The 22,417-nt window shown below is 65.0% G+C and carries 8 protein-coding genes and 1 pseudogene; 4 read left to right on the plus strand and 5 right to left on the minus strand.

Annotated features, from left to right (window positions below; translation table 11 throughout):
- Positions 1-7: 7 nt before the first annotated feature.
- From PDM28_RS18410 to PDM28_RS18420, 3 genes are all read right to left on the minus strand, one after another.
- Entirely contained in the window at positions 8-16,309 is a 16,302-nt protein-coding gene (locus PDM28_RS18410; RefSeq protein ID WP_311183164.1) for a putative Ig domain-containing protein, read from the minus strand.
- 137 nt (positions 16,310-16,446) lie between these two features.
- On the minus strand, positions 16,447-16,791 hold the full coding sequence (locus PDM28_RS18415) for a hypothetical protein (protein WP_311183165.1): 345 nt from the start codon (positions 16,789-16,791) through the stop codon (positions 16,447-16,449).
- A gap of 38 nt (positions 16,792-16,829) precedes the next feature.
- Positions 16,830-17,390, minus strand: coding sequence for a tetratricopeptide repeat protein (locus PDM28_RS18420; protein ID WP_311183166.1), 561 nt, complete (start codon positions 17,388-17,390; stop codon positions 16,830-16,832).
- Between the two features lie 149 nt (positions 17,391-17,539).
- Between PDM28_RS18420 and PDM28_RS18425 the strand changes: the two genes are divergently transcribed.
- On the plus strand, positions 17,540-17,776 hold the full coding sequence (locus tag PDM28_RS18425) for a hypothetical protein (RefSeq protein ID WP_311183167.1): 237 nt from the start codon (positions 17,540-17,542) through the stop codon (positions 17,774-17,776).
- Positions 17,777-18,172: 396 nt separating this feature from the next.
- Here the strand turns inward: PDM28_RS18425 and PDM28_RS18430 are convergent.
- Both PDM28_RS18430 and PDM28_RS18435 read right to left on the minus strand, forming a co-directional pair.
- Positions 18,173-18,415, minus strand: a pseudogene (locus PDM28_RS18430) (SymE family type I addiction module toxin); the annotation flags it as partial.
- 412 nt (positions 18,416-18,827) lie between these two features.
- Positions 18,828-19,577 (minus strand): ferredoxin--NADP reductase, encoded by a 750-nt coding sequence (locus tag PDM28_RS18435; RefSeq protein WP_311183168.1) that lies wholly within the window; start codon positions 19,575-19,577, stop codon positions 18,828-18,830.
- A 105-nt stretch (positions 19,578-19,682) separates the two neighbouring features.
- On the opposite strand from PDM28_RS18435, the gene PDM28_RS18440 reads away from it, so the two are divergent.
- The 3 genes from PDM28_RS18440 to panE are packed head-to-tail and all read left to right on the plus strand — an operon-like array spanning position 19,683 to position 22,377.
- Positions 19,683-20,642: an ABC transporter ATP-binding protein gene (locus PDM28_RS18440; protein ID WP_070209484.1), complete on the plus strand. Its 960-nt coding sequence runs from the start codon at positions 19,683-19,685 to the stop codon at positions 20,640-20,642.
- Positions 20,639-21,439, plus strand: a complete 801-nt coding sequence (locus tag PDM28_RS18445; RefSeq protein WP_102946246.1) for an ABC transporter permease — start codon at positions 20,639-20,641, stop codon at positions 21,437-21,439. The genes PDM28_RS18440 and PDM28_RS18445 overlap by 4 nt, the downstream gene beginning before the upstream one ends.
- Positions 21,439-22,377, plus strand: a complete 939-nt coding sequence (panE, locus tag PDM28_RS18450) for a 2-dehydropantoate 2-reductase (RefSeq protein WP_311183169.1) — start codon at positions 21,439-21,441, stop codon at positions 22,375-22,377. The genes PDM28_RS18445 and panE overlap by 1 nt, the downstream gene beginning before the upstream one ends.
- The last annotated feature ends 40 nt before the right edge of the window (positions 22,378-22,417 follow it).

A 22,417-nucleotide genomic window follows, 5' to 3' on the forward strand; every position in this document is an offset into this window, starting at 1 on the left:
GTTTCGCCTAATCGATTGGGTGAGCGTTCCCTACGTACCAATCTCCAGACGGGGATTGATTCATGTACGAGCGCATCTTCACTCCATTGACATTGCTTTCGTGAACGAGCTTCGAAGGATCCTTGAGGAACGCCTCATATCCCAATCTACCCGCCGCATCCGCGTTTCGCAGCATAGCACTGTCGCTTATCACACTTGGATCATAGACTGTTTTCCGGCCAATCATCTGTGCACCGTTAGGCTTAGTGTACGGATATGAAAGTTCGAAGATGCCCGGCGTACTCGTCGGCGTAAGGGTGGGCGTCAAGCCCCTAGTTCTTAGCTCATCCAAGGCGTTCTGCATATTGTGCGTCCCGTGCAGCTTGCCTGCATTCGTGAAGCCGTGAGGACCAGCAAGATGCTCCGGAAGGTCGGTTCGATACGAAATTCCGTCGGGATACTGCGCGGGGGAGGCAGTACCCCCTCCATTGGTGGAAGACAGCTTGATCGATCCTCGTTGCGCTCCTGGGCTGCCATAGCTTCCACGACTACCTACCAATTCCAGCTTCTTAGCTGCGGCATAGCCGTCCCTGACCACTGTCTCCAGCCTGTTCCTGGCTATCTCAAGATAGGACTTGGCACTTGTGGCCGCCTTGATAATCATCTCCCTGCCCGAAGCAGCCGCGACGCCAATGGTTGAGGCAGCCATTCCCACGGTGAACTGAGCGGCAAGTTCGGACGCAGGTCGCACGGCCTCAATTTCGTCCGGGCCGTGAGCACCAAAGCCACCTTCAGCATATGCACTGGAGAGGGGCTTGATCAGGTACTGATCCATCTTGCTGTTGACCCACTCACCTGCGACAGAGTCCAAGCCCAATCCAATGATTGTCTTCGGGATACCGCCGAGAGCGAATTGGGTGACTATGATTGCTCCCCGCACGTTCTGTTCGCCGACAGTCTCAATCGCACGACCCAGCGCCGCTTGGCCGTCCATGATCACGCCAGACGCCGCCACACCGAAGCTGTAGAGACTGGATTTCTCCGATTCAACGCGGCCCCCGATGATGTCAATGTTCAGCCCGACGCTAGTCGGTTCATTTAGCTGGTACTCCCCAGCTATGGCCGCTCGATCAATTCCATTTGTTGCTCTAGATCCTCTGCTCAGCAGGACCTGCTGTTGGTCGGGGGTCAGGTCGTCGAAGCTACCCATCCCATAGGTCTGGAAGGCCATTGCATTTCGCTGGTCCTGGGCGGAAAGCAGCTTCTGCATGTCCGCTCCCTTAACGAGCGCACGCGCTTCTTCAGGGCTGTAGCCGGCATCGCGCAGCGCCCCGTAAGCCCCCTTCGATGCGCCGATCAGGCCCTCGGTCGCGGCGGACTCTCGAATTCCGCGGATAGCCGCATTGCCAAGTGCGTTTCCAAATGCATCGGCCGCCAAGCTCCTGTAGTCGACGTCATCACCGATGCCCATGGCGCGACTTGTGTGCAGGCGCATTGCCCCACTCAGCATCCCATTTCCCATGTCGTGCCAGAACTCGCCGCTCCCGCCTGCGTCCGTGGTGGGGTTCCAGCCCAGCTTGTCGCCGATGCCGGTGCTGATTGCTGCGGATACCGCATTGGCTGCGATGCTTCTCCAGCTGAAGCTTGCATCTACGCCGATCGCCCGGCTGGCGGCGTAGCTGCTGACACCCCCAGCCATCGAGGACGCTGCAGCACGGGCATAGTTGACGTCCCTGATGAAGTTGCCGAACGTACCTGCATTCGCCGCAGCGCCAAATCCGGCGGTGGCCATCGCAGTCGCGCCTGCCACCGCAGCGTTCTTCCAGCTAAAGCTGGCGACACCCATCATGCTGCCCGCTGCCTGGCCTACGGCACTTCCTACGAAGGCGCCGAGGCCTGCGGCGCCAAGTCCCGCTACCCCCAAGTTACCCGAGAGCGCCGCCATTCCGGCAGCCATGATCTGCCCTGACGTGGCTGCGGCGGCCGTGGTAGCCGCTGCCGTGCCTGCACCCGCTCCGAGTGCCCCGCCGCCCACGGCCGCCCCGCCGCCCACGGCCGCCCCGCCACCTACGGCCGCCCCTCCTCCCACCGCTGCCCCGCCACCTGCGGCGCCGGCGGCTGTGCCGCCTGCCGCTGGCGCCGCCGCGCCCGCGGTGTATACCGTGACCACGATGATGATGACGATCATGATGATCATACCGAGCGTGCCGCACCCACCGCTCGGCGGCGGCGCGATGTAGGGCAGGCCTGGCGTGGTATTCCCGATAGCCGAGGCCGGATCGTACGGCTTGAACGTGCCCGCGTTGTTGCGGTTGACCGACGCCTCGGGGGTGTTGATGCGCGTACCGGCACCGATCTCCGCGTCTGCATCGCCAAAGCCGTTCGCATCGGCCAGCACGTACCAGAGTTGGTCCGTGCCATACACCCGCTGCGCAATGGTGCGCAGGGTGTCGCCGGCCTGGGCTACGGTCTGGCCGCCACCGGCGTCATAGGTGCCCCGCCCTGCCAAGCTCTGGATTTGCGGCATGGTGTAGGGGCGGTTGGCGAAGACGCCCTGGAACCCTTCACGAATCTCGGCAAACTGCTGCCCGTTCGCCTGCACCAGACGGAAGTTGGACGGGCCGCCTACCCCCTCCTGAATGAATACCCCGGAGCTGTTCAGCGTGCCTTCGCGACGGTTGATGACCTTGCCGTCCATGTCGTTGGCGTAGTAACGCATGCGGTCATCGATGCTGCCGTTCTTTAGCCGCGTCGTTTCGCGTTGGGACATCAGGCGCCCGAACGCGTCGTAGCTGAGTACGTTTGTGGTTGTCTTGTAGTTGCTGTTGGTGCTGGTGCCGGTGATGCTCTTCTGCAGCCAGCTCTCACGGGACTGGTAAAGCGTGGTGTAGGTATGGGTGTACTGCGGGGTGACATAGCGGTACATGGTCAAGCGACCGGCGATGTCATATCCCCCGGTGTAGTCGGTACCGGAGTCGAACCTGAGCACGGACAGATCGGTGGACTGGCGACCTCCCGTGTTGTCCACATTGCGAAGCCACGTGTAGGTGGTGGTGTCGCGAACCAGGGTCTGCTGGACCGTGATCCGTCCATCACCGTCGTAGCCATAGGTTTCGGCACGGGAGAGCCACCCACCGTAGTAGTAGGTACCGTAGATCTCGTAGTGTTCGCCCGGGCCGGTGCCTACTTCGTCATTCCACACGCTGCCACTGGCGAAGTAGCTGTATGACGCGGTGAGGTGATTGGCGGCATCATAGGTCATCCGCCTCTGGATGCCACCGCCGGACTCGAACTTTCCATTGCGTATGGTGTCGGTGTAGTACTCGAACTGGCGGTTCCCACGCAGGTCGTACGAGGTACGGTCGATCCAGTAGAAGTTGACCCCGTTTGCACTGCGGTTGGTGGTGCGCGAAACCACATTGCCCGCCGCATCGTAGGCGAGGCTGTAGGAATCTTCGCCGGCCAGGGTCAAGACAATCTGGCCGTTCTGCAAGGAACCGTTATTGACCAAGATCCGGTTCTCACCGTCGTAGGTGTACCAGTACTCCTTGGTCTCCACCGGCACTGCGCCGGTGCCGCTGGCGGCCGAGACATTGCCCAAGCCCGACGGCGGCGAGCCACCGGCAATGTTCACCGGGCCGGCCCAGGGGGTCAGTGTGGAGACTGAGCTTGCCTGCGCGGTAGCCGCGGACAGCATCATGGGCTGCTCGGTCCCATCGCCGGAAACAAGGGACGATGCGAATGCTTCGTCTTCTATGCTTTCGAGCAGGAACTCCCCGCCGCGCATCGACATCATCATTGCCTCTTCGTCGTTTGAGGCAATGATCGGCTCGACCGGGCCACCGGGCTTGTACTTGTAGTACTCGGAGGTGACCGTGAAGGACACATCCACGTAGAGGCCACTCGGGTCCGTGGCGCGGATGATGATGGTATGCGTTGCCCAGGCACGCTGGTCGTTGTTTACGCCGGAGAACTGGTGACCCACACCAGGCGTATAGCTGTACGACAGGAATGCGGGCTTCTGGATGATGGCGTAGCTGAGCGGGTTGTTGTCCGGATCAACGAAGGTGTTTGGGTTCAGCGTGAAGCCCGAAGGGCTCACAATGTACTTGTTGGTGCTGTAGAAATGCGCAGCGGGGGAAGGCGGGGTCACCGCAACATAGGGCGCGCGGTTTGGAATGGGAGCGGCCGCCACTGCGATCTGGAAACCGACGTAAGTCACCCCGCCGCGATTGTCCACGCCGGCCATCGTCATGCCATAGGTACCCGCCTGCGATGGTGTGCCACCGATCACGCGGCCGACCGGGTCCCACCACAGTCCCGGCGGAAGTGCCGAGAGCTGGTAGGTCACCGGGTCGCCATCCACGTCGGGGAATGCCGGCAGTACAACACCTACGCCGGTGCCAACCTGCATGGACAGGTTGCTGACGCTGGGTGCGGTCGGCGCATTGTTGGCTTGAACCGTGAGGACAAAGGAGTACGTCCCCACCGCGCCACGACCGTCGTTGGCGTAGATGGTGATGGTGTACGCGCCAGCCGGCGCCGATCCATTGATGGTGAGGTTCGATGCGTTGAACCACATGCCCGGCGGCAAACCACCGGCGTCGTATACCAGCGGGTCACCGTTCGGATCGGTGAGCGCGTTGACCTGGATGGTGGTAGCCAGATTGGACTTGATCATACGGTTACCCATCGACCCCGTGGGGGCCAGATTGGTATAGGCGCCGAATACTGCCTCTGCAGTGGCATACCCGTCGGAGGCGATGACCTTGACTCGGAAAGACGGAAGGTAGCCACCGCCGATGCCCGTTTGTGGATGACGCGGCTGGGTGAATACGGGCATCGGGCCGGTGATGTTGCCGGTATTGGGGTCGATACTCAGCGAGTAGGAGGGCTTCCATGTGGCCGGGATCGAGCGGGTAGCCCATGCCGCATCTGAAGCGTCCCAGAACCATTCCTCATACGCGGGAGTCTCGATCTGGATTGAGTAGGTGAGCCTGTCGCCGTTTGCATCGCTGAAAGCACCCGCCGGCAATGGCCAGTTGACCTGCTCATTAGCCTGGGCATTCCGATTTACAAACCCGCCGTTGTAAACGGGCCATGCATTGGTTACGTAAATGTTGAAGTTGGTGGAATTGCTGCCGCCGCGCCCGTCGCTGACACTCACGGTGACGGTATAGGTACCCAGCGTGGTTGCGTAGCCAGAGAACGTGCGGTTGACCGGATCGAAATTGATGCCTGCGGGAACACCGCTGGCACTCCAGGTCAGCGCGTCACCGTTCGGGTCCACGAAGGTGTTGGCCGGAATCTGGATCCACCACCCGGTATTGCGCCACGTCTCATGCGACGGCAGCCCGCTTGTGAGGACCGGACCGCTGTTGGGTGTGGTGATCGTAAGCGTGGTGGAGGCACTTGCGCCTGCGGTGTCGGTACCGGTGATGGTCAGCGTCCATGACCCGACCGTGGACGGCGTTCCGCTCAAGGTACGGGTTGCCGCATTGAAGCTCATCCACGCCGGCATGTTGCTGACGGTGTACGTGATGACTTCCTGATTGGCATCCGTGAACGCGGGGAAGGCATAGCTCCACGCCGATCCAGCGATCGCCGAGCGCCCTGACAGGGTTGGGGCAACGGGCGCGGCGTTGAGCACGTTGAGGTCGAACTTTCCGACGCCTACGGCACCCTGCGGATCGCGTGCCATTACCTGGATGCGGTAGTTCAGGTATGCCAGGTTGGTCGGCGTGCCGGTGATGGTACCGGTGCTGGCATTGATCGACAGGCCAATGGTGGCCAGGTCGACCAGCGGACCCGGCTGCTGCACCGGGTCCGGCAGATACTCGCTGGGATTGCGCGGGTCACGCACGTACTCCCAGGTGTCCGGCAGCTGCACGTAGGCACTGTAGGTCAGGCTGTCGCCGTCGGGTTCCACGAAGGCCCCCGGCGGCAGAGTGAAGTTCACTGGCGTGCCGTGATTGATGACGCGCATCGGCATGCTGCCGGCAGCGTAGACCGGCGCCGAGTTGACGAACGGCACCAGGTTGAAGCGCATGAACGAGTCAGTGGTGACCCCCGCCGCGCCGATGGTCTCGCCGGGGTTGGTACGGTTGCCGCGGCCGTCGCGGGCCACGATGCGCACCGCGAAGTTGCTGGTCGCGGTTCCCGGTGGCACCTGGCCACTGAAGGTACGGGTGGCCGGGTTGAACACCAGCCACGAGGGCCAGGCCTCGATGTTGAGCCTGTTCTCGTAGTGCGGATTGGAGTCGTCCACGAACTCGCGCCACTGCGTGACCACGTCCGCTTCCAGCGTGTAGCCGTCGCCATCCGGCTCGGTGAACAGGTTTTCAGGCAGGGTGAAACTGAAGTTGCGACCGATGCTCAGGGTAGCGTCATTGAGGGCGACGCCGGCCGTGCGATACGGCGCTACGTCCTGGCCGATGTTCACAAGCACCTTGCTGGTACTGGTCAGGCCGGCGATGTCCCATGCCTTGATTTCGAGACTGGCCGAGCCTGCGGTCGGCGCAGTGCCGACCAGACGCACCGTGCCGGCGGTCTGGTCCAGCGTGGCGGTGATCCAGCTGGGCAGCTTGAGCGCCTCAAAGGAGAGTGCGTCTCCTTCGAGGTCGGTGAACAGGCTGCTGACGGCGAAGGTGACGTCCAGCCTGTCGTGCACGCGAATGCCCGCCAGCTGCAGGCCTTCCGGATGCAGCACCACCGGCGCGCGGTTGGCTCGGACTACCAGCTGCAGGGTGACGCTGCTGGTCTGCCCGTCTGGATCGGTCGCGGTCAGGGTGACCGCGAAGGTCGCGCCGTCTGCGACCGTCGAGGGTACGTTGCCGTCCAGGCGCAACACCGGGTTGGCCTGGTCCAGGAAGGTGAAGTTCAACCAGCCCGGCAGGCCGCTGGCGCGCACCTGCAGCGGGTCGCCATTGGGGTCCACAAACAGCTGGGACAGCGATTGTGACCAGCTGTAGGCGCGACCCTGGACGGCCTCGCCGAGGCTGGGGGCGGCCACTACGTTCGGGCCAGCATTGGCGGCCGTGTGCAGTTGCAGCGTCTTCACCACCGAGGCGCCGTTCTGGTCGGTGGCGCGGATGCTGAGGGTGATGCTCTGGTCAGTGGTGGGGGTGCCGCTCAGGCGCACCACGTACGGGTTGCTGAGGTCCACCTGCAGCCAGGATGGCAGCGAGGCGGCGTTGTCCACGCTCAGCGACAGGACATCGCCCACGTCGTCGTCGATGAAGTACAGCGCGGACGGCAACTCCGCCGCCCACGGACGGCCGGTCTTGGCATTGAGCTGGGCCACGCTCGGGCTCAGCAGGCGCGGTGCGGTATTGGTGCGGCTGCGCACGGTAAACACAGTGGCGACCGCATTGCCTGCATTGGCGGTTTCACGGGCCGTGAGCTTCACGGCCACGTCTGCGTCGCCGCTCCCGGCCGGCGGGGCGGCGATGAAGATGATCTCACCGGTCGCCGCGTCGTAGCGGGCGCCCAACCATGACGGCAATGCGCTGCCATCGGCCAGGGTGATGTCCAGCGTCAGCGCGTCCTGCTCGGCGTCGCGGAAGACGTCGGTGAACAGTACCTTGAACTCGGACTGGGTACCCTTGCGCACGGTCCTGTCGGCCACCGGCTTGACTGCGGTGGGGGCGGTGTTGGTCACCGGCATCGCAGCCGCGTTGGGTCCATGGCTGGACTGAGCCAGCACGCGGCGGCGATTGCCGACCGCGTCGTAGTCGTAGCGGATATCGAACATGCGGCGGGCGTTGCCGCCAGCAGACGCGTCGTCCTGCACCACGCGCTGGATGCGGTTGTGGCTGTCGTACCAGGTGCGGGTGTAGGTGTGCACCAGCGCGCCGGAACCGTCGCGGGTGTACACCTCCTCCAAGGTCCTGTTGCCGGCCGCGTCGTACTCGTAGTAGGTGAAGTTGCCGCCGCTCTCTTCGATGCGGCGCAGCTGTCCGTTCGGGTAGTACTGATATGTGCGGCTGGTATCGACCGCCTGCCCGCCATTGCCGGTTTCCTGCACCAACTGGCCGCTTGCGGCGTAGTCGTAGTTGAAGTCGCGTGTGCCCAGGTCGTTGTGGTCGCTGGTGCGGCCGAAGACGTCGTAGCGCCAGCTCAGTTCGTTCATGCGAACCTGCTGGCCATCACGGTCGGCGCCCCACGTAGTGCTGAGTGCGTTGCTTTCCAGGATCTTGCGGCCCAGCACGTCGTAGCCGTACTGCTGGGTCACGCCCATCGCGGTCTGGCTGCGCACCACCAGGTGCCGGCTGTCGTAGTCGTACAACGCGGTGTAACCCAGCGCATCGGTGACAGCCAGGCGGTCGCCGTTCTCGTTGAGGCGATATTGCTGCAGCGTGGTGCGGTAGCGCGCCGTTCCGGCGTCATTGAGCAGGTAGTCGCCGATGGCGGTGACCCGCCCAAGCCGGTCGTACTGCTTGGAGGTGATGTAGCCCAGCGCATTCTGCTGCAGGCGCTGGTTACCCAGCGCATCGTAGGCATAGAGGGTGGTGGCACCCACGCCGTCGCGCGACTTCACCAACTGTCCGGCGGCGTTGTACTCGCTGGTGCGCATGTGCCCGTTGGCATCGCGTGTGGCGACCAGACGGCCGTACACATCGTAGAACCACTCGTTTACCGGGCGTACCCAGTTCCGCGCACCGGTCTCGCTTACCACCTCGACCAGCGGGCGCTCGTCGCGGGTGACCTGGTTGAAACTGTTGTACTGATAGTTGGTCTGGTAGCCGCGCGCGTCGATGATCTGGGTGACGTTGCCCCAGCGGTCGAACTGACGTGCGACGGAGGACACCCCGCCGTTGGCGGCCGGCGTGTCGGTGCGCAGCGCGCGACCGAGATTGTCGGTCTGGATGCTGGTCACGGCCGACACGGCCGACTGGCCGTCCCAGCTGCTGCGGCTCTGGCGCACCTGATACCCGGCCAGGTTGTAGCCCAGGCGAACGTCCGCGCCGCCCTCATTGGACTGCACCATGTTGCCGCCGGCGTCGTAGCCGTACAGCAGCTCGCCGGCCAGTCCGGCGTGGGTCTTGCTGACGATCTCGCCGAATGCGTTGTAGCGGGCGGTTTCGGACAGGTCAAGCTGTTCGGTACCGCCGATGATGCGCTTCTGGGCGGTGGAGAGCTGGCGGCCGGTGCGGTCGTAGGTGAGTTCGGTGATGACAACGGCGTTGCGCTCGGCGCTGGACCCGGCCAGCGTCTGGCGGGTGCGGACCACCTTGTCGGCCGCGTCGTAGCGGTAGGTCTGCGTATTGCCCTGCGCGTCGGTGGTACGGACCAGTCGGCCCTGGCGGTCGTACTGCTGGGTCTGCAGCTGATCGCGCGCGTCGTCGGCGGCCGGCGCCCCCTGCCCGGTCACCCAGCCACTGGCGTAGCGGCGCATCTGCACGGCATTGCCGAATGCGTCATAGACAGTAGTGGTGTACGGCGATACCAGTTCAAACAGTGCGGTGCTGGAGAGGTCGGCGTTGACGTTGGCGTCAAGCTGGGCTTCGGCGCTTGCGCGCAGCACAGCACGCTCTGGCTCGCGCACGGAGATCACGCGCCCCAGTGCGTCATAGGCCGTGGCGGTGGTGCCATTCTCGTCGCTGGTCTGAATGACGTGGCCCAGCGCGTCGTAGCCAATCCGGGTCTGCACGTCGCTCTGGCCGGCGCTGCCATCGGCGCGTTGGAACTGGCGGGTGGAGGTCTGACTGGTCTTACGGCCCAGTGCATCGTAGCTGTAGCTGGTTCGACGGTCGAAGCCGGTGACCGCGTCGCCCGGGGCCGGCACCGCGGGGGCCTGGGAGCCCAGCAATGCGGTGGACAGGGCACGGGCATGCTCGGTCTGCACCGCCACTTCGCCGGTGGCGGTGTACTCGGTGCTGGTTGGGTAGCCTTCGGCATCGACGGTGAGCGTCACCCGGCCCAGTGCATCGTAGTAGTGCCAGGTGTGTGCCCACTGTGCGTCGGCCTGGTCGGCCTGGCCGCTCATGAGTTCGGACAGCCGCTGCAGGCTGCCGTAGCCGTCATACTGGTAGCGCACGGTCGGCGTACCCTGCCGAGCCACGCCGTCGGTGCCGTAGTACTCGCGCGTGGAGCTGAGCGTCTGGACCTTCTGGCCCAGGCTGTTGTAGCTGGTCAGCAACTGACGATCGGAGGCGTTGGCGACCAGTCCACCGCCGTCGCGCAGCTGCAGCTGGGTCAGCGCGGTGCCCGCCGACCATCCGGCCAGCGCGCTTGTCTGCAACGCTGTGGCGAAGCGGCGCAGGCCGGTCTGGTTGCCAAAGGCGTCGTAGCTGTAGCCGGTGACGTAGCCTTCCGCGTCCACGTCATAGGCCAGCTGCCCGAGCGCGTCGTAGGCCTTGTAGGTGTAGTTGCCGCGAACGTCCTTCTGGACCACCGCACGGTTCAATGCGTCGTAGCTCACTTCCACCGAGGGGCGCTGGCCGCTTGCAACCAGCAGGCCAGAGGCTTCGTCGATTGCCCATGCGTCCGGGAACAGGGTGCGGATCTGGTTGCCGCGGTTGTCGTACTGATATTCGGTTATACGCGGCGTACCACCGTCTGCGTCCTCGCTGCGACGGACCACGTTGCCCAGGCCATCGTATTCGGTACGCGTGACCAGCGACCTGTGGGCAATGGTGAACTGCCCGTTGGTGCCCACGGTGGCTACATCCACCGCCGGTGAGGTTTCGCTGGTGCGTTGTCCCGCCGCGTTGTAGCCGTAGGTCCAGATCTGGCCGGCGGTGTCGGTGAAGGAGGTCAGCTGGCCGGCGGCGTCGTAACCGAAGCGTTCGATTTGGCCCAGGGCGTCGGTGTGCAGCACCGAGCGACCGGCGGCGTCGTAGCCGCGGCTGTCCAGTCGGTACTGTGCCGCGGGCTGTGCAGCGGCCCATGCGGTCAGGCTGGCCAGGCTCTGGGATTCTGCCGCACCGGGCTTGGGCAGGTAGGTGACGCTAGCCACTGCCTGGCCGACGACGTCGTAGCGGGTTTCGCGCACGCTGCCGCTGGCATCGATGCTGAACCGCGGGCGCCCTGCGGCATCCAGCACTGCACGTTCGGTGCGGTACTCGCCGGCGCTGCGCAGCGGTGCCACCAGCGCCTGAAGCGACGCGACGGTCTGCTGCGTGTCGAAGATGACGGCACGGCCGTACACGGTGGTGCTGATCCGCGCACTACCCTGGTAGCCGTACTCGGTGACGCGGCCCTGGCCATCGGCATCCCGGCGCACTTCAAAGCGGACGCGGCCTGCAGCGTCCAGTACAACGTACTGACTCTGGTCCAACTGAGAGCCCACCAGCGCACTGCCAATGGCCTGCACACTCACGCTGCCGCTGCCGAGGTCCAGCCGCAACTGCGCGGTCAGGGTAAGCCGGTTGGCATAGGAAACCGTGGCAACCTGCAGGCCGGAAGCGTCGTACCGGCGCTCCATGACGCTGCCGTCGGCGGCGATCTCGAAGCGGGTGCGCCCCATGGCATCAAGGACCTGCCAGGTGACGGCTTCGCGGCTGCTGTCGCCCTGCACGTAGTAGAGCACCCCGGCCACACCGATGTCGCCGGTCAACAGCACGGGACGAATGTTCGCGAGCGTGAGGGTGTTGGCGTAGCGGATCTGGCGTACGACGCGGCCGGCGCCGTCGCGGTCGTAGCCGGTAACCCCACCTGCACCGTCGATGGTCAGGCGTAGCTGGCCGTCGCTGTCATAGACGTTGTAGCTCTGTACGTCGCGGTTGTCGTCGGCGGCCAGGCGCGACTGGATCTGCGCTGCGGTAGCCGCTTCCGGCAGGTCGCTCACCGTAATTGCGTTGGCGTAGCGACGCTGCGCCAGCACGTTGTCGGTCCGATCGTACCAGTAACGGGTAACCCCGCCAGCTGCGTCGATGGTGAGCTCGACGCGGTTGTTGGCGTCGAGCACGAACCGCGTGACCTGGCCCGCAGGATCGATGCGCGCCACAACGTTGCCATTCTGGTCGTAGCGGAACTGCGTTGCCAGATTCAGGCGCCCCACGCCGGCGTCCACGGTCTGGCTGATGCGCCTGCCGAGTGCATCGTAGGTATAAGTGGTAGTGCTCGCCTGCGCAGTGCCGACGCCGGTGGTGACCGACAGCTGCTGCCCAGCTGCGTCCCAGGTATACGTGGTCTTCAATGCAAGGCCGGCGGGGTCGACAACGCTCTCGACCAGGTTGCCGTTGCCATCGAACCGGTTGCGGACCTCGGTACCACGTGCATCCACCACGCTGAGCTGGCGCCCTGCGGCGTCGTAGGCATAGCTGGTGGTGAGGTTCAGCCCCTGCGGGTCGAGACTGCGCTTGAGCAGCCGGCCAGTCGAATCGTAGGTGTAGGAGACGCTGCGCCCGCTGGCGTCGGTGCTGGTTGCCAGCAGATCGCGCGAATCGAACGATTGGGTCTGGCGCGTGCCATCGGCGCTTGTGATGGCCGTCTGGTTGCCGCTGGCGTCATATTCGTAGCGAGTGGTGTTGCCCAGCTTGTCCGTGACGCTCAACACCTGCCCGTGCCGGTTGTGGGTGGTCGTGATGACCAAGCCTTCGGGCGAGCGCGCAGTGACGGTGCGGGTGGCATCGTCGTAGCTGTAGGTGGTCACACCGCCTTCGGCATCGGTGCTGGTCAGCACGCGGTCAAAGGCGTCGTAGGTCTGCGTCTGCCGCTGTTCGACGCCGTTCGCCGACTGCCATGTGGCAATCTGGCGGCCATCGCGATCGTACGACCACTGGCGTACCTGGCCACGCCCGTCGGTGCTGCTGATGACACGACCGAAGGCGTCGTAGATCCAGCTCTGGCTGGCCTGTGCGGCGCCTTGGCCTGCAATCAGTGCCGTGCGCTGCCCGCGTGCGTCATAGCTGCTCTGGGTAACGCGCTGCTGGCCCTGGCCCATCTCCAGGCGGTCGAAGGTCTGTTCGCCGAAGGCGTTGTACTCGTATCGGCGCCGGTTGCCCTGCGCATCGATGGTCGAGGTCAACTGGCCCCGGCGGTCGTACTCCATCTGCACGCGCACGTCGGTGCCGGACACGAACTGCAGCGTGCTGATGGCCGAGGCGACGCTGGCCCGGCTGCCAGGATTGGGGATGGTCAGCCGCCCAACGTAGGTGATGCTGTCGATCACCTGGCCGAAGGTGTCGTAGCGGGTTTCGCTTACCTCGCCGACGCCGTTGGCGATGCCCTGCGCGTCGGTGGTGCCGCGCACGGTGTGGGTCAAGCGACCGGCTGCGTCGTGGAAGTACCAGGTGCGGTTCCCTTGCGGATCGATGCTCTCGATGCGCAGGCCCAGTGCGTCGTAGGTGTGGCGAACGCCGTACTGCGCGTACACCGCGTCCAGCTGTGCCTCGGTCATGCCGGGCAGCAGATGGGTGGCCCCATTGCCGGAGAGCTCGCCGACCAAGTTGCCGAGCGCGTCGTAACGCAGGTAGCCCTCACGGATCTCGCTGGTCCCGACCGCGACCTGGGTGGCCACCAACTGGCCCAGCGTGTCGTACTTGTACTGGGTAACCGTGCCTTCCGCGTTCACTTCGCGCACGACACGTCCGAGGGCGTCATAGCTGCTCCGGGTTTCCCGGGCGCCGCCGCCTTCTACGCGCGCGAGCAGGGCTTGCAGGGTTTCGGTGCCGGTCAGCGCATCCAGTCGGCGCGCGTAACTACGGGTAGCACGGACGTTGTTGGTGCTGTCGTAGACGACGTCGCTGAGGTAGCCCTCCGCATCGAGCACGGCAACCAGGCGATTGAGACCGTCGTAGAAGTTTCGGGTGATCTGATCCTGCGCGCTGGAGGTCGGGCGGATGGCCGACAGCGTGCCGGTGGCGCGGAGACCCGCGCTCACCGCGGTGGCGTAGGCCACGGTTCGTACCAGGCGCCCAGCGGCATCGTAGACCTGCTCGGTGAGGTAGCCGGCCGGGTCCAGAGTGGCCACCTGTCGCCCGTTTGCGTCCTGGAAGTAACGGGTGGTCCGGGCGGTATCCAGGGTGCCAGCGGCATCCAGCAGCGTGGTTTCCACCAGCTGGCCGGCGCCGTCGTAGCGGAAGACGGCCTGGTTGCCGTCTGCGTCCAGGCTACGCACGCGCAGCCCGGTACTGTCGTACTCGTTGCGCGCCACGCGGTCGTTGGTCTGCGCGGCGGGGCGGTACTGCGACCATTCGGTGACGGTGACCGTACCGGCCTGCACCCACGCTGCGGTATTCAGTGCCGTTGAATGGACGGTGGTGGCCACGACCCGGCCGAAGGCATCGCGCTCGTAGGAGACTGCCGTGCCGGTGGGTCCCACTTCGGCTTCAACCTGGCCTTGGTTGTCGTAGAAGTAGTACGTGCGACCGCCGGCAGGGTCTTCGCTGGCGCGCAGGCGGCCGTAATCGTCGTAGTAGTTGCTGTTGACCCGGCTAAGCGACCCGTTGCCGCTCATGGTCGTGATGCTGACGGTACGTCCGCTCTGGTTGCGCGACTCTATCGAGCGCCGCACCATCGCGCCGGATTCGCTGGTCATGACCCGAGTAATCAACATGCCGGAATCGGCATAGTTCCAATAGCTGGCTGAGAGCATTGCTGAGCCGCTACGATGAACTTCGGACAGCAGTCGACCCATGCCGTCATACCAGTAGCTCGCAGTCTCACGCACCTGTGCATCGGCCGGGCCGCGCAGCGTCAAGGTTGCGAGCAGCTGACCCTTCGCGTCGTAGGTGTACTGCTTGGTGGCAGCAGCGTCATCCAGCACACCATTGCCGGTGGCATCTACCTGCGCATACTCAACCCGGGAGAGAAGGCGACCCCACGCGTCGTAGCTGACGTCCACCCGCGAGCCGGCTGCACCCTGCTGCCCGGCGGCCCAACTGGTAACGGCAGCCAGTGTGATGGCACCGTCGTAGCGAAGATCGGCGTAGGTGCGTTCCGTGGCCAGCTGGCCAATGCCGGAGCCGGCCGCGTGGTACGCATACTCATGCACATCGCCGGTGGGGCTGACCACGAAACGCAGACGGTCCTGCCCGTCATACAGGAACACGGTGGTGATGCCACCGGTGGGCACCGCCGCGCTTCCGGCGCCATCCGCATCCACTCCGGTGTAACGGGTTTCGCTGGTGACCTGGTTGCTGGCCGAGTACGTGCGCTGGATGGCGCGGGCACTGCCATCGGCCACCACCAGATCCCACTGCCAGAGCACGTTGCCTCGGGCGTCGTAGCTGAAGTCGGTCTGCTGCAGGGTCTGAGCGCCACGCAGGGTGGCCACCTGCGTGATGTTGCCGTCGCCATCATAGGCATAGCGGGTTACATCGCGCAGTCCATCGCGTGCAGGCAGCTCGATGCGTCTCAGCTGGCCATCGGCGTCGAATTCATAGGTCCAGGTGGCGCCGGTAGGATCGCTGACGTCGGTGCGGCGCGTTGCCGCGTCGTAGCGGTACGTCACTGTCTGCCCCACGCCGCCAGCATCGTTGGCGTTGACATCACCCACGGTGGCCGTGACTACCCGGCCCTGCCCGTCGTAGCCGTAGCTCATCAGGGTGCCGTCGCTCTGCCGCACCAGGCTGATGCGCAGGCTGTCACCGTCGTACGCGTACGTCGTGCGGTAGAGCAGGCCGTCGTTTCCTCCGGTGTCTTTCCACGCTGCACGGTCAGTCGCGATGTTCGGAGTCAGGTCAACGAGCGACCACGACAGGCGGCCAAGTGCATCGTAGCCGTAACTGACCCTTCCGCTTACCTCGTCCGGCTGGTCGCCATGGACCTCGATCTGCTGCAGGCGACCCAGGGTGTCATAGCTGTAGCGCAGGGCCGCCAGCGAATCGGCGTCGCGAACGGCCACGATGCGGCCCTGGGTGTCGTAGTCAACTATCCACGACACTGCGTTGCTGCGGCCGTCGCGGAGCGAGAGCAGGCGCCCCTGTGCCTGAGCGTCATCCAGCGCGGCGTAGGTCTCGGTGGCCCGGCTGGTGCCTTCGACGTAGGTCCAGAGTCCGGTGTCCGGCGCGAGGGTCAGCTCGTCGTGGGCACCCTCGCCCGAGGTGGCGCGGTAAACGTTCGGCGCTATGTAGGCGAAATCCTGGAAGCCACCGTCACCGGTGTGGCGGCGCAGGACGCTGCCAGCCTGGCCTACTTGCCCCTGCAGCAGTTCAACCCGCCGTTCGAAGCCTGTGACCCAGCCATCGGCACCCGCTTGGGCGGTCGTACCCAGGCTGTTGTAGGTGCGGGCACTGCCCAGTGCCGTTCCACGGAACAGCAGCTGTTCGTCCTGCGACTGGAACACGAGGTTGCCGTTGGCCACATTGACGTACTGGCGGTCGGTCCCCTGGCCGCTGCGTGCCGATCCTGCGCCAGCACCTGCAAGGCTTGCGTTGAACAAGCCCAAGCCATTCCCCGTGAACACTGCGACCATGCCGATTCCCTGCCGTTCCGTTCGGAGCCCGGAAGGAAATCCGGGCCATCTCTGGGAACAATCCAGCGGCGCAGAAAAAAGTTTAGGGGTAATTCAGGATTTTTTTAACGTACCTGCTGGAGCTCGGCGACCAGGGCGTCGAACTGCGCGAGGTGCTGGGCGTCCTGCTCCAGCGTGGTGGCGATCGCGTCCAGCATGGCCGCCCACTGGCTGTGTTCCCGCAGGTCGGGACCGAACTGCCAGACCAGCACGGCGCGGATGATCCGGCGTCGCGCCTGCTTCATGGCACCTGGATCGGTGCGGTCCACGTTCTTCGCCGCGTCGACCAACTGCGGTCGCAGCGAAGGGCGGCCGGCACCTGCTTCGGTCGAGACGGCGGCGTTGGATGCCTTGCCGGTACTGCGCCTGCGGGTATCCGACGCCAGCTCGGCCTTGAGCAGCGATACCAATGAGGACGAAGAACTTGCCGGACCCAGTCGCATTGACGTCAGTGTCGCCCGTAGCCGCTCAGCAGCATGGACGCGGCCTCGGGAGCCGGCGGCCCGACTACGGCCGGGCCAGGAGCGGGGGCACCCTGCCCTCGCAGGCGCTGCAGCCACTCCTGCATATCACCGGTTACGCCAGGATTGGAAGAGGCGAGCGCCAGGCCTTGGGCGAGGAACTGCTCCACGCGGCCATGCTCGCCGCGGCTCGCAGCCGTGACCGCCTGGGCGTAGCAGCCGAGGTCGTCGGTCCGGTCGGCCAGGGGAGCAAGAACCGCCTGCACGGCGGCCGGATCCCCACCCAGTGTCAGCAGGCGACCCAATTGGAAGCGGGCTTCCGCGAACTCCGGCGCAGACGCCAGCAGTGCGCTCCAGGTCGCCTCGGCGCGCGCGAACATGCCCAATTGGGCGTACTGGGCGCCCAGCAGGTGCTGGGCGTGGCGATGGCCCGGCTCGAGCGCAAGCAGCCGCTTGAGTGCCTCCAATGCCTCGCCGTCGCGGCCGTTCTGCATGGCACTCAGGGCGATATGGAAAAGCTCTTCAGCGTCAAGGATGTCCAGCGACATGGAGAAGGTTGGCCGTTACGGGATGGACCGCGAGCATAGCGTACTGCTCGCCAGCCACGGGGATGCGGTAGTGTCGTTCTGTTTCCACCCTGCCGGTACCTCCGATGCTCCTTCGCGCTACAGCTCAGTTCGCTTGCCTCACCGGGGTCATGTTCGCCATGGCCATCTGGGGCACGTCTGCGCGCGCCGCTGAGGTGGCCGGCGAGAAGGATGCCCGCATCGCCTGGGGCGAATCAGGCCTGTCCCTGCCGGTGGTGATCAAGGGAAGCGGCGGCGGAAAGATGGACCTGCGCGAGCGCATGGCCTTCCACAAGGTCCCGGCTGTGAGCATCGCGCTGATCGAGAACGGGCGGATCGAGTGGGCGCGTCGCTCCGCATGCTGCTGAATCACAGTGCGGGGCACGACGGTGCACGGTTACTTCGGGTATCCGCAGGGGCAGGCTTTGCCCTCCCTTCTGCAGGTTCTGGACGGCGCCCCACCGGCCGATTCGGATACGGTGACGGGGTTCTCGCTGGTCTGGGGCACGAGCACTTACCAGGCCGTTCGTAGCTGAGTAGTCCACACCAGATTGGCCGTGAGGCTTGTGGCCCAAGGGTTTCGAGTACGCGGTCACAGCTTGCCGGGTCCATTTATGGCGCATTATGGTAGCGCCCATAATTATGGCGATTGGCATAAGCACCCATAATGAACACGCTTGCGGACATCCAGTACTTTCCCCGAGAACAGTAAGAATGCCCGCACATGGCGGGCATTGGTTGGCATTCGCAGGGACCAGACCTCCTCAGTGCGTTTCTGCTTCCACCTTCGCGTAGAAGAACCTTGTCGGGGTGATCCTGGACATCGGGTGGTAGGTCACTCCGGGGCGGCCGGTGGCGAGTGGAAACTTCACAGGCGGATCCACCTTGATGGTGATGACGCCTTTCCTGGCTTCGATCTTCAGCTTCGCGCCTGCGGTGAAGCCGATCTCACGAAGCCATTGGCCTTGGATCTTCAAGACCGGAATCTGCTTTTGCACGGTTGACCTCCAATGGTTGTAGCCCTCGCCGGAATGGCGAGGGGATCGGAGCCCACATCCGGCATGCTCGAGAGTTTTGCGCTCCGAGGTTCACCGTGCGCGTTGGTTCGCAACAAGACAATTAGATTTTGTCTATCGATTCGCGCAGTTTCATTGACGACCCCTACGCTGTGGCGTTTTTGCCCGCATTGACGCTTGCGATAGATGCCGTGAATTGCAGAATTGAGAACTGAGTTCGTGATGGATAGGCGCGCTATCCAGTGATTCGGAGAACTCTCAGTTGCGAGAAGTGACGCTATGAGCAGGAAACTCTGCCTTGCTACTGCTCTGCCGAGGTTTTTGGCCTTCATGAGGTTGCCGGCCGGCGGCCGGCACTACCGGTTGCGGGGGCGCGGGAGCCCCAGCCGGGCAGAGCCCGGCGCTACTTGCTGCTGACGTACTTTTCGCGGCGCACCTGGGGGGTGGGCAGGCCGGCGTCCTTCAGGGCTTCGAAGGTGGCGTCGACCATGTCCGGGTTGCCGCACAGGTAGGCGATGTCGGTGGCCGGGTTGGGGGCGAATTCGGCCAGGTGCTGCTGCACGTAGCCGTGGCGCACGTCCGGGTGCGGGTCTTCCGGCAGCTCGCGGGACAGGCACGGGACGTAGCGGAAGCCCGGGTGGGCGGCGGCGAAGGCGTAGAAGTCGTCGCTGTAGAGCAGCTCTTCGGGGGTGCGGGCCCCCTGCAGCAGCACCACCTCGACCCCGCGCTCGGCCATGGCGGTGGCCAGCAGCGGCAGCATGGAACGGTACGGGGTGACCCCGGTGCCGGTGGCGATCAGCAGGTAGCGGGCGTTGTGGTCGCCGGGCATCAGGCAGAACCGGCCGAACGGGCCGCTGGCGGTCACGTGGCCGCCCAGGTCCAGGCCCTCGAACAGGGCCGTGGCAGCGCCGCCGGGCACGAAACTGACTGCAATATCAACGGCTTCGCCCGGGGCCAGGGCGTGGTCGTGGATCGTGGCCAGGGAGTAGCTGCGCTTGGTGGCGGTGCCGTCGGCGTACTCGAAATGGACCTGGATGAACTGTCCGGGCTGGAAATCCAGCGGCTGGCCGTCATCACGCAGGAACTGGTAATGGCCGACGGTGGGGGCCAGCATGCGCCGGTCGATCAGCTTGAGGGGGAATTGAACAGGCACGAATTTGGGAAACAGTGTGTAGCCGGGGCAAACCCCTGAGGCCTTCTATAATAGCCGCTCCCCCGCCCCTATCCAGCGCCGACCCTTGGGCGCGAAGGCAAGAGCTTGGCATCCCAGAATCCCCCCGCGACCAGTACCGCCCCCGCCCTGCGGGTGCGCGACCTCCGCAAGACCTATGACAACGGCACCCAGGCGCTGAAAGGCGTTTCGCTGGACGTTGCCCCGGGCGACTTCTTCGCGTTGCTGGGCCCGAACGGGGCCGGCAAGTCCACCCTGATCGGCATCATCAGCTCGCTGGTGAACCTGAGTGAAGGCCAGGTGGAGGTGTTCGGCAGCGACCTGGTGCGCAGCCGCAGCGCCACCATGCGCCTGATCGGGCTGGTGCCGCAGGAAATCAACTTCAACCTGTTCGAGAAGCCCTTCGACATCCTGGTGAACTACGCCGGGTTCTACGGGGTGGCGCGCGCGGAGGCCGAGCAGATGGCCGAAGTGGAGCTCAAGCGCGCCCACCTGTGGGAGAAGGCGCAGGTGATGAGCCGCACGCTGTCGGGCGGCATGAAGCGCCGGCTGATGATTGCCCGCGCGATGATGACCCGGCCGCGGCTGCTGATCCTGGACGAACCCACCGCGGGCGTGGACATCGAGATCCGCCGCGACATGTGGCGGGTGCTGAAGGAGATCAACGCGGCAGGGACGACGATCATCCTGACCACGCATTACCTGGAAGAAGCCGAGCACCTGTGCCGCAACCTGGCCATCATCAACCACGGCCAGATCGTCACCCAAGGCCCGATGCGCGAGCTGCTGGCCAAGCTGGACGTGGAAGGCTTCCTGTTCGATATCGACGGTGAGCTGCCGGCGCAGCTGCCGGTGATCGAGGGCACCACGATCACGGCGATCGACGGGCACACGCTGGACGTGGACATGCCACGCGCGATGGACCTGAACCGGGTGTTCGCGGCGCTGAACGCGTCGGGGATCCGGGTGCGTTCGATGCGGACCAAGAGCAACCGGCTGGAGGAGCTGTTCGTGCGGCTCACCGGCAACCAGGAGAACGCGGCATGAGCAGCACCCCGACCCCGGTCCTGACCGACGGCCAGCGCAACCGGATCGCGCTGATGACGATCGTGCGCCGCGAAGTGGCGCGCATCCTGCGCATCTGGGGCCAGACCCTGGTGCCGCCGGCGATCACGATGACGCTGTACTTCCTGATCTTCGGCGGGCTGATCGGTTCGCGCGTGGGCGAGATGGGCGGCTACAGCTACATGCAGTTCATCGTGCCGGGCCTGGTGATGATGAGCGTGATCCAGAACAGCTACGGCAACATCAGTTCGTCGTTCTTCGGGGCGAAGTTCGGACGGCACGTGGAAGAGCTGCTGGTGAGCCCGATGCCGAACTGGGTGATCCTGTGGGGTTACGTGGCCGGTGCAGTGCTGCGCGGGCTGATGGTGGGCATCATCGTGCTGATCATCGCGATGTTCTTCACGCCGGTGCGCATTCCGCACCCGCTGGTGACGCTGACCACGGTGCTGCTGGGCGCGACGATCTTCTCGCTGGCCGGTTTCATCAACGCGGTGTACGCCAAGAAGTTCGATGACGTGGCGATCGTGCCGACCTTCATCCTGACCCCGCTGACCTACCTGGGTGGCGTGTTCTATTCGGTGAAGCTGCTGCCGGGCTGGGCCGAAGCGGCCACCCATGCGAACCCGATCTTCTACATGGTCAACGCGTTCCGCTATGGCCTGCTGGGCACCAGCGACGTGCCGCTGTGGGTGGCCTACGCGCTGATGATCGGCTTCGTGGTGGCGCTGACCGCGCTGGCGCTGTGGTTGCTGAAGCGTGGTGTCGGGATGCGCAGCTGATGCGCATTCTTGTACTGGGTGCCGGTGGCACCGGCGGCTACTTTGGCGGGCGACTTGCCCAGGCCGGGGTGGATGTCACGTTCCTGGTGCGGCCGGCCCGCGCGGCACAGCTCGAGCGCGATGGGCTGGTGATTCGCAGTCCGTTGGGTGATGCGGCGTTCCCGGTGGCGCATGTGACGGCGGACGCGTTGCCTGCACTGGCGGCGGAACAGCCGTTCGACCTGGTGATGTTGAGCTGCAAGGCCTATGACCTTGAAAGCTCGATCGAGGCTATTGCGCCGGCGGTGTCTTCGCGTACCACGGTGCTGCCGATCCTCAACGGGCTGCGCCATTACGCAGCGCTGGATGCGCGCTTCGGGCGCGATGCGGTGCTGGGTGGGCTGTGTTTCATCAGTGCGACCAAGGCGGAGGATGGTGCGGTGCTGCACCTGGCACCTGCCGCGAAGATCACCTTTGGCGAACGCGATACGCCCGGCGACCGTGCGCGGGTGTTGGCACTGGCGGCGGCGTGCGTGCAGGCCGGGGTGGACCATGTGGCCAGTGACGTGATCGGGCAGGAGCAGTGGGTCAAGTACACGTTCCTGACCGCGCTGGCGGCTGCGACGTGCGTGATGCGGGCCGATGTGGGCACGATCGTGGCGACCGATGACGGCGCTGCGGTGGTGCGCGGGCTGTATGACGAGTGCCTGGCGGTGGCCGAGGCGGCCGGTGAGCCGGTTCCGGAGAAGGCGCGCGCGATTGCGCTGTCTGCGCTGACCCAGGAGGGCTCGGCGCTGAAGGCGTCGATGTTGCGCGATCTGGAAGCCGGCCAGCAGGTGGAGGCCGAGCAGATCGTGGGCGACATGCTGGCGCGGGCGCGTGCGGCTGGCCAGGCGGCGCCAGTGCTGGCGGTGGCGTATGCGCATCTGCAGGCGTACCAGCGCAACCGCGCGGGTTGAATGTGACCGCCGGTGCGCTTCCGGCGCGGGTGCTGGTGCT

It is taken from the genome of Stenotrophomonas aracearum, assembly GCF_031834615.1.
Lineage (GTDB): Bacteria > Pseudomonadota > Gammaproteobacteria > Xanthomonadales > Xanthomonadaceae > Stenotrophomonas > Stenotrophomonas aracearum.

Coding starts and splice junctions, on each gene's coding strand:
- PDM28_RS18420 (WP_311183166.1), bottom strand. CDS start 17,390: ATGTCGCTGGACATCCTTGACGCTGAAGAGCTTTTCCATATCGCCCTG.
- PDM28_RS18425 (WP_311183167.1), top strand. CDS start 17,540: ATGTTCGCCATGGCCATCTGGGGCACGTCTGCGCGCGCCGCTGAGGTG.
- panE (WP_311183169.1), top strand. CDS start 21,439: ATGCGCATTCTTGTACTGGGTGCCGGTGGCACCGGCGGCTACTTTGGC.
- PDM28_RS18445 (WP_102946246.1), top strand. CDS start 20,639: ATGAGCAGCACCCCGACCCCGGTCCTGACCGACGGCCAGCGCAACCGG.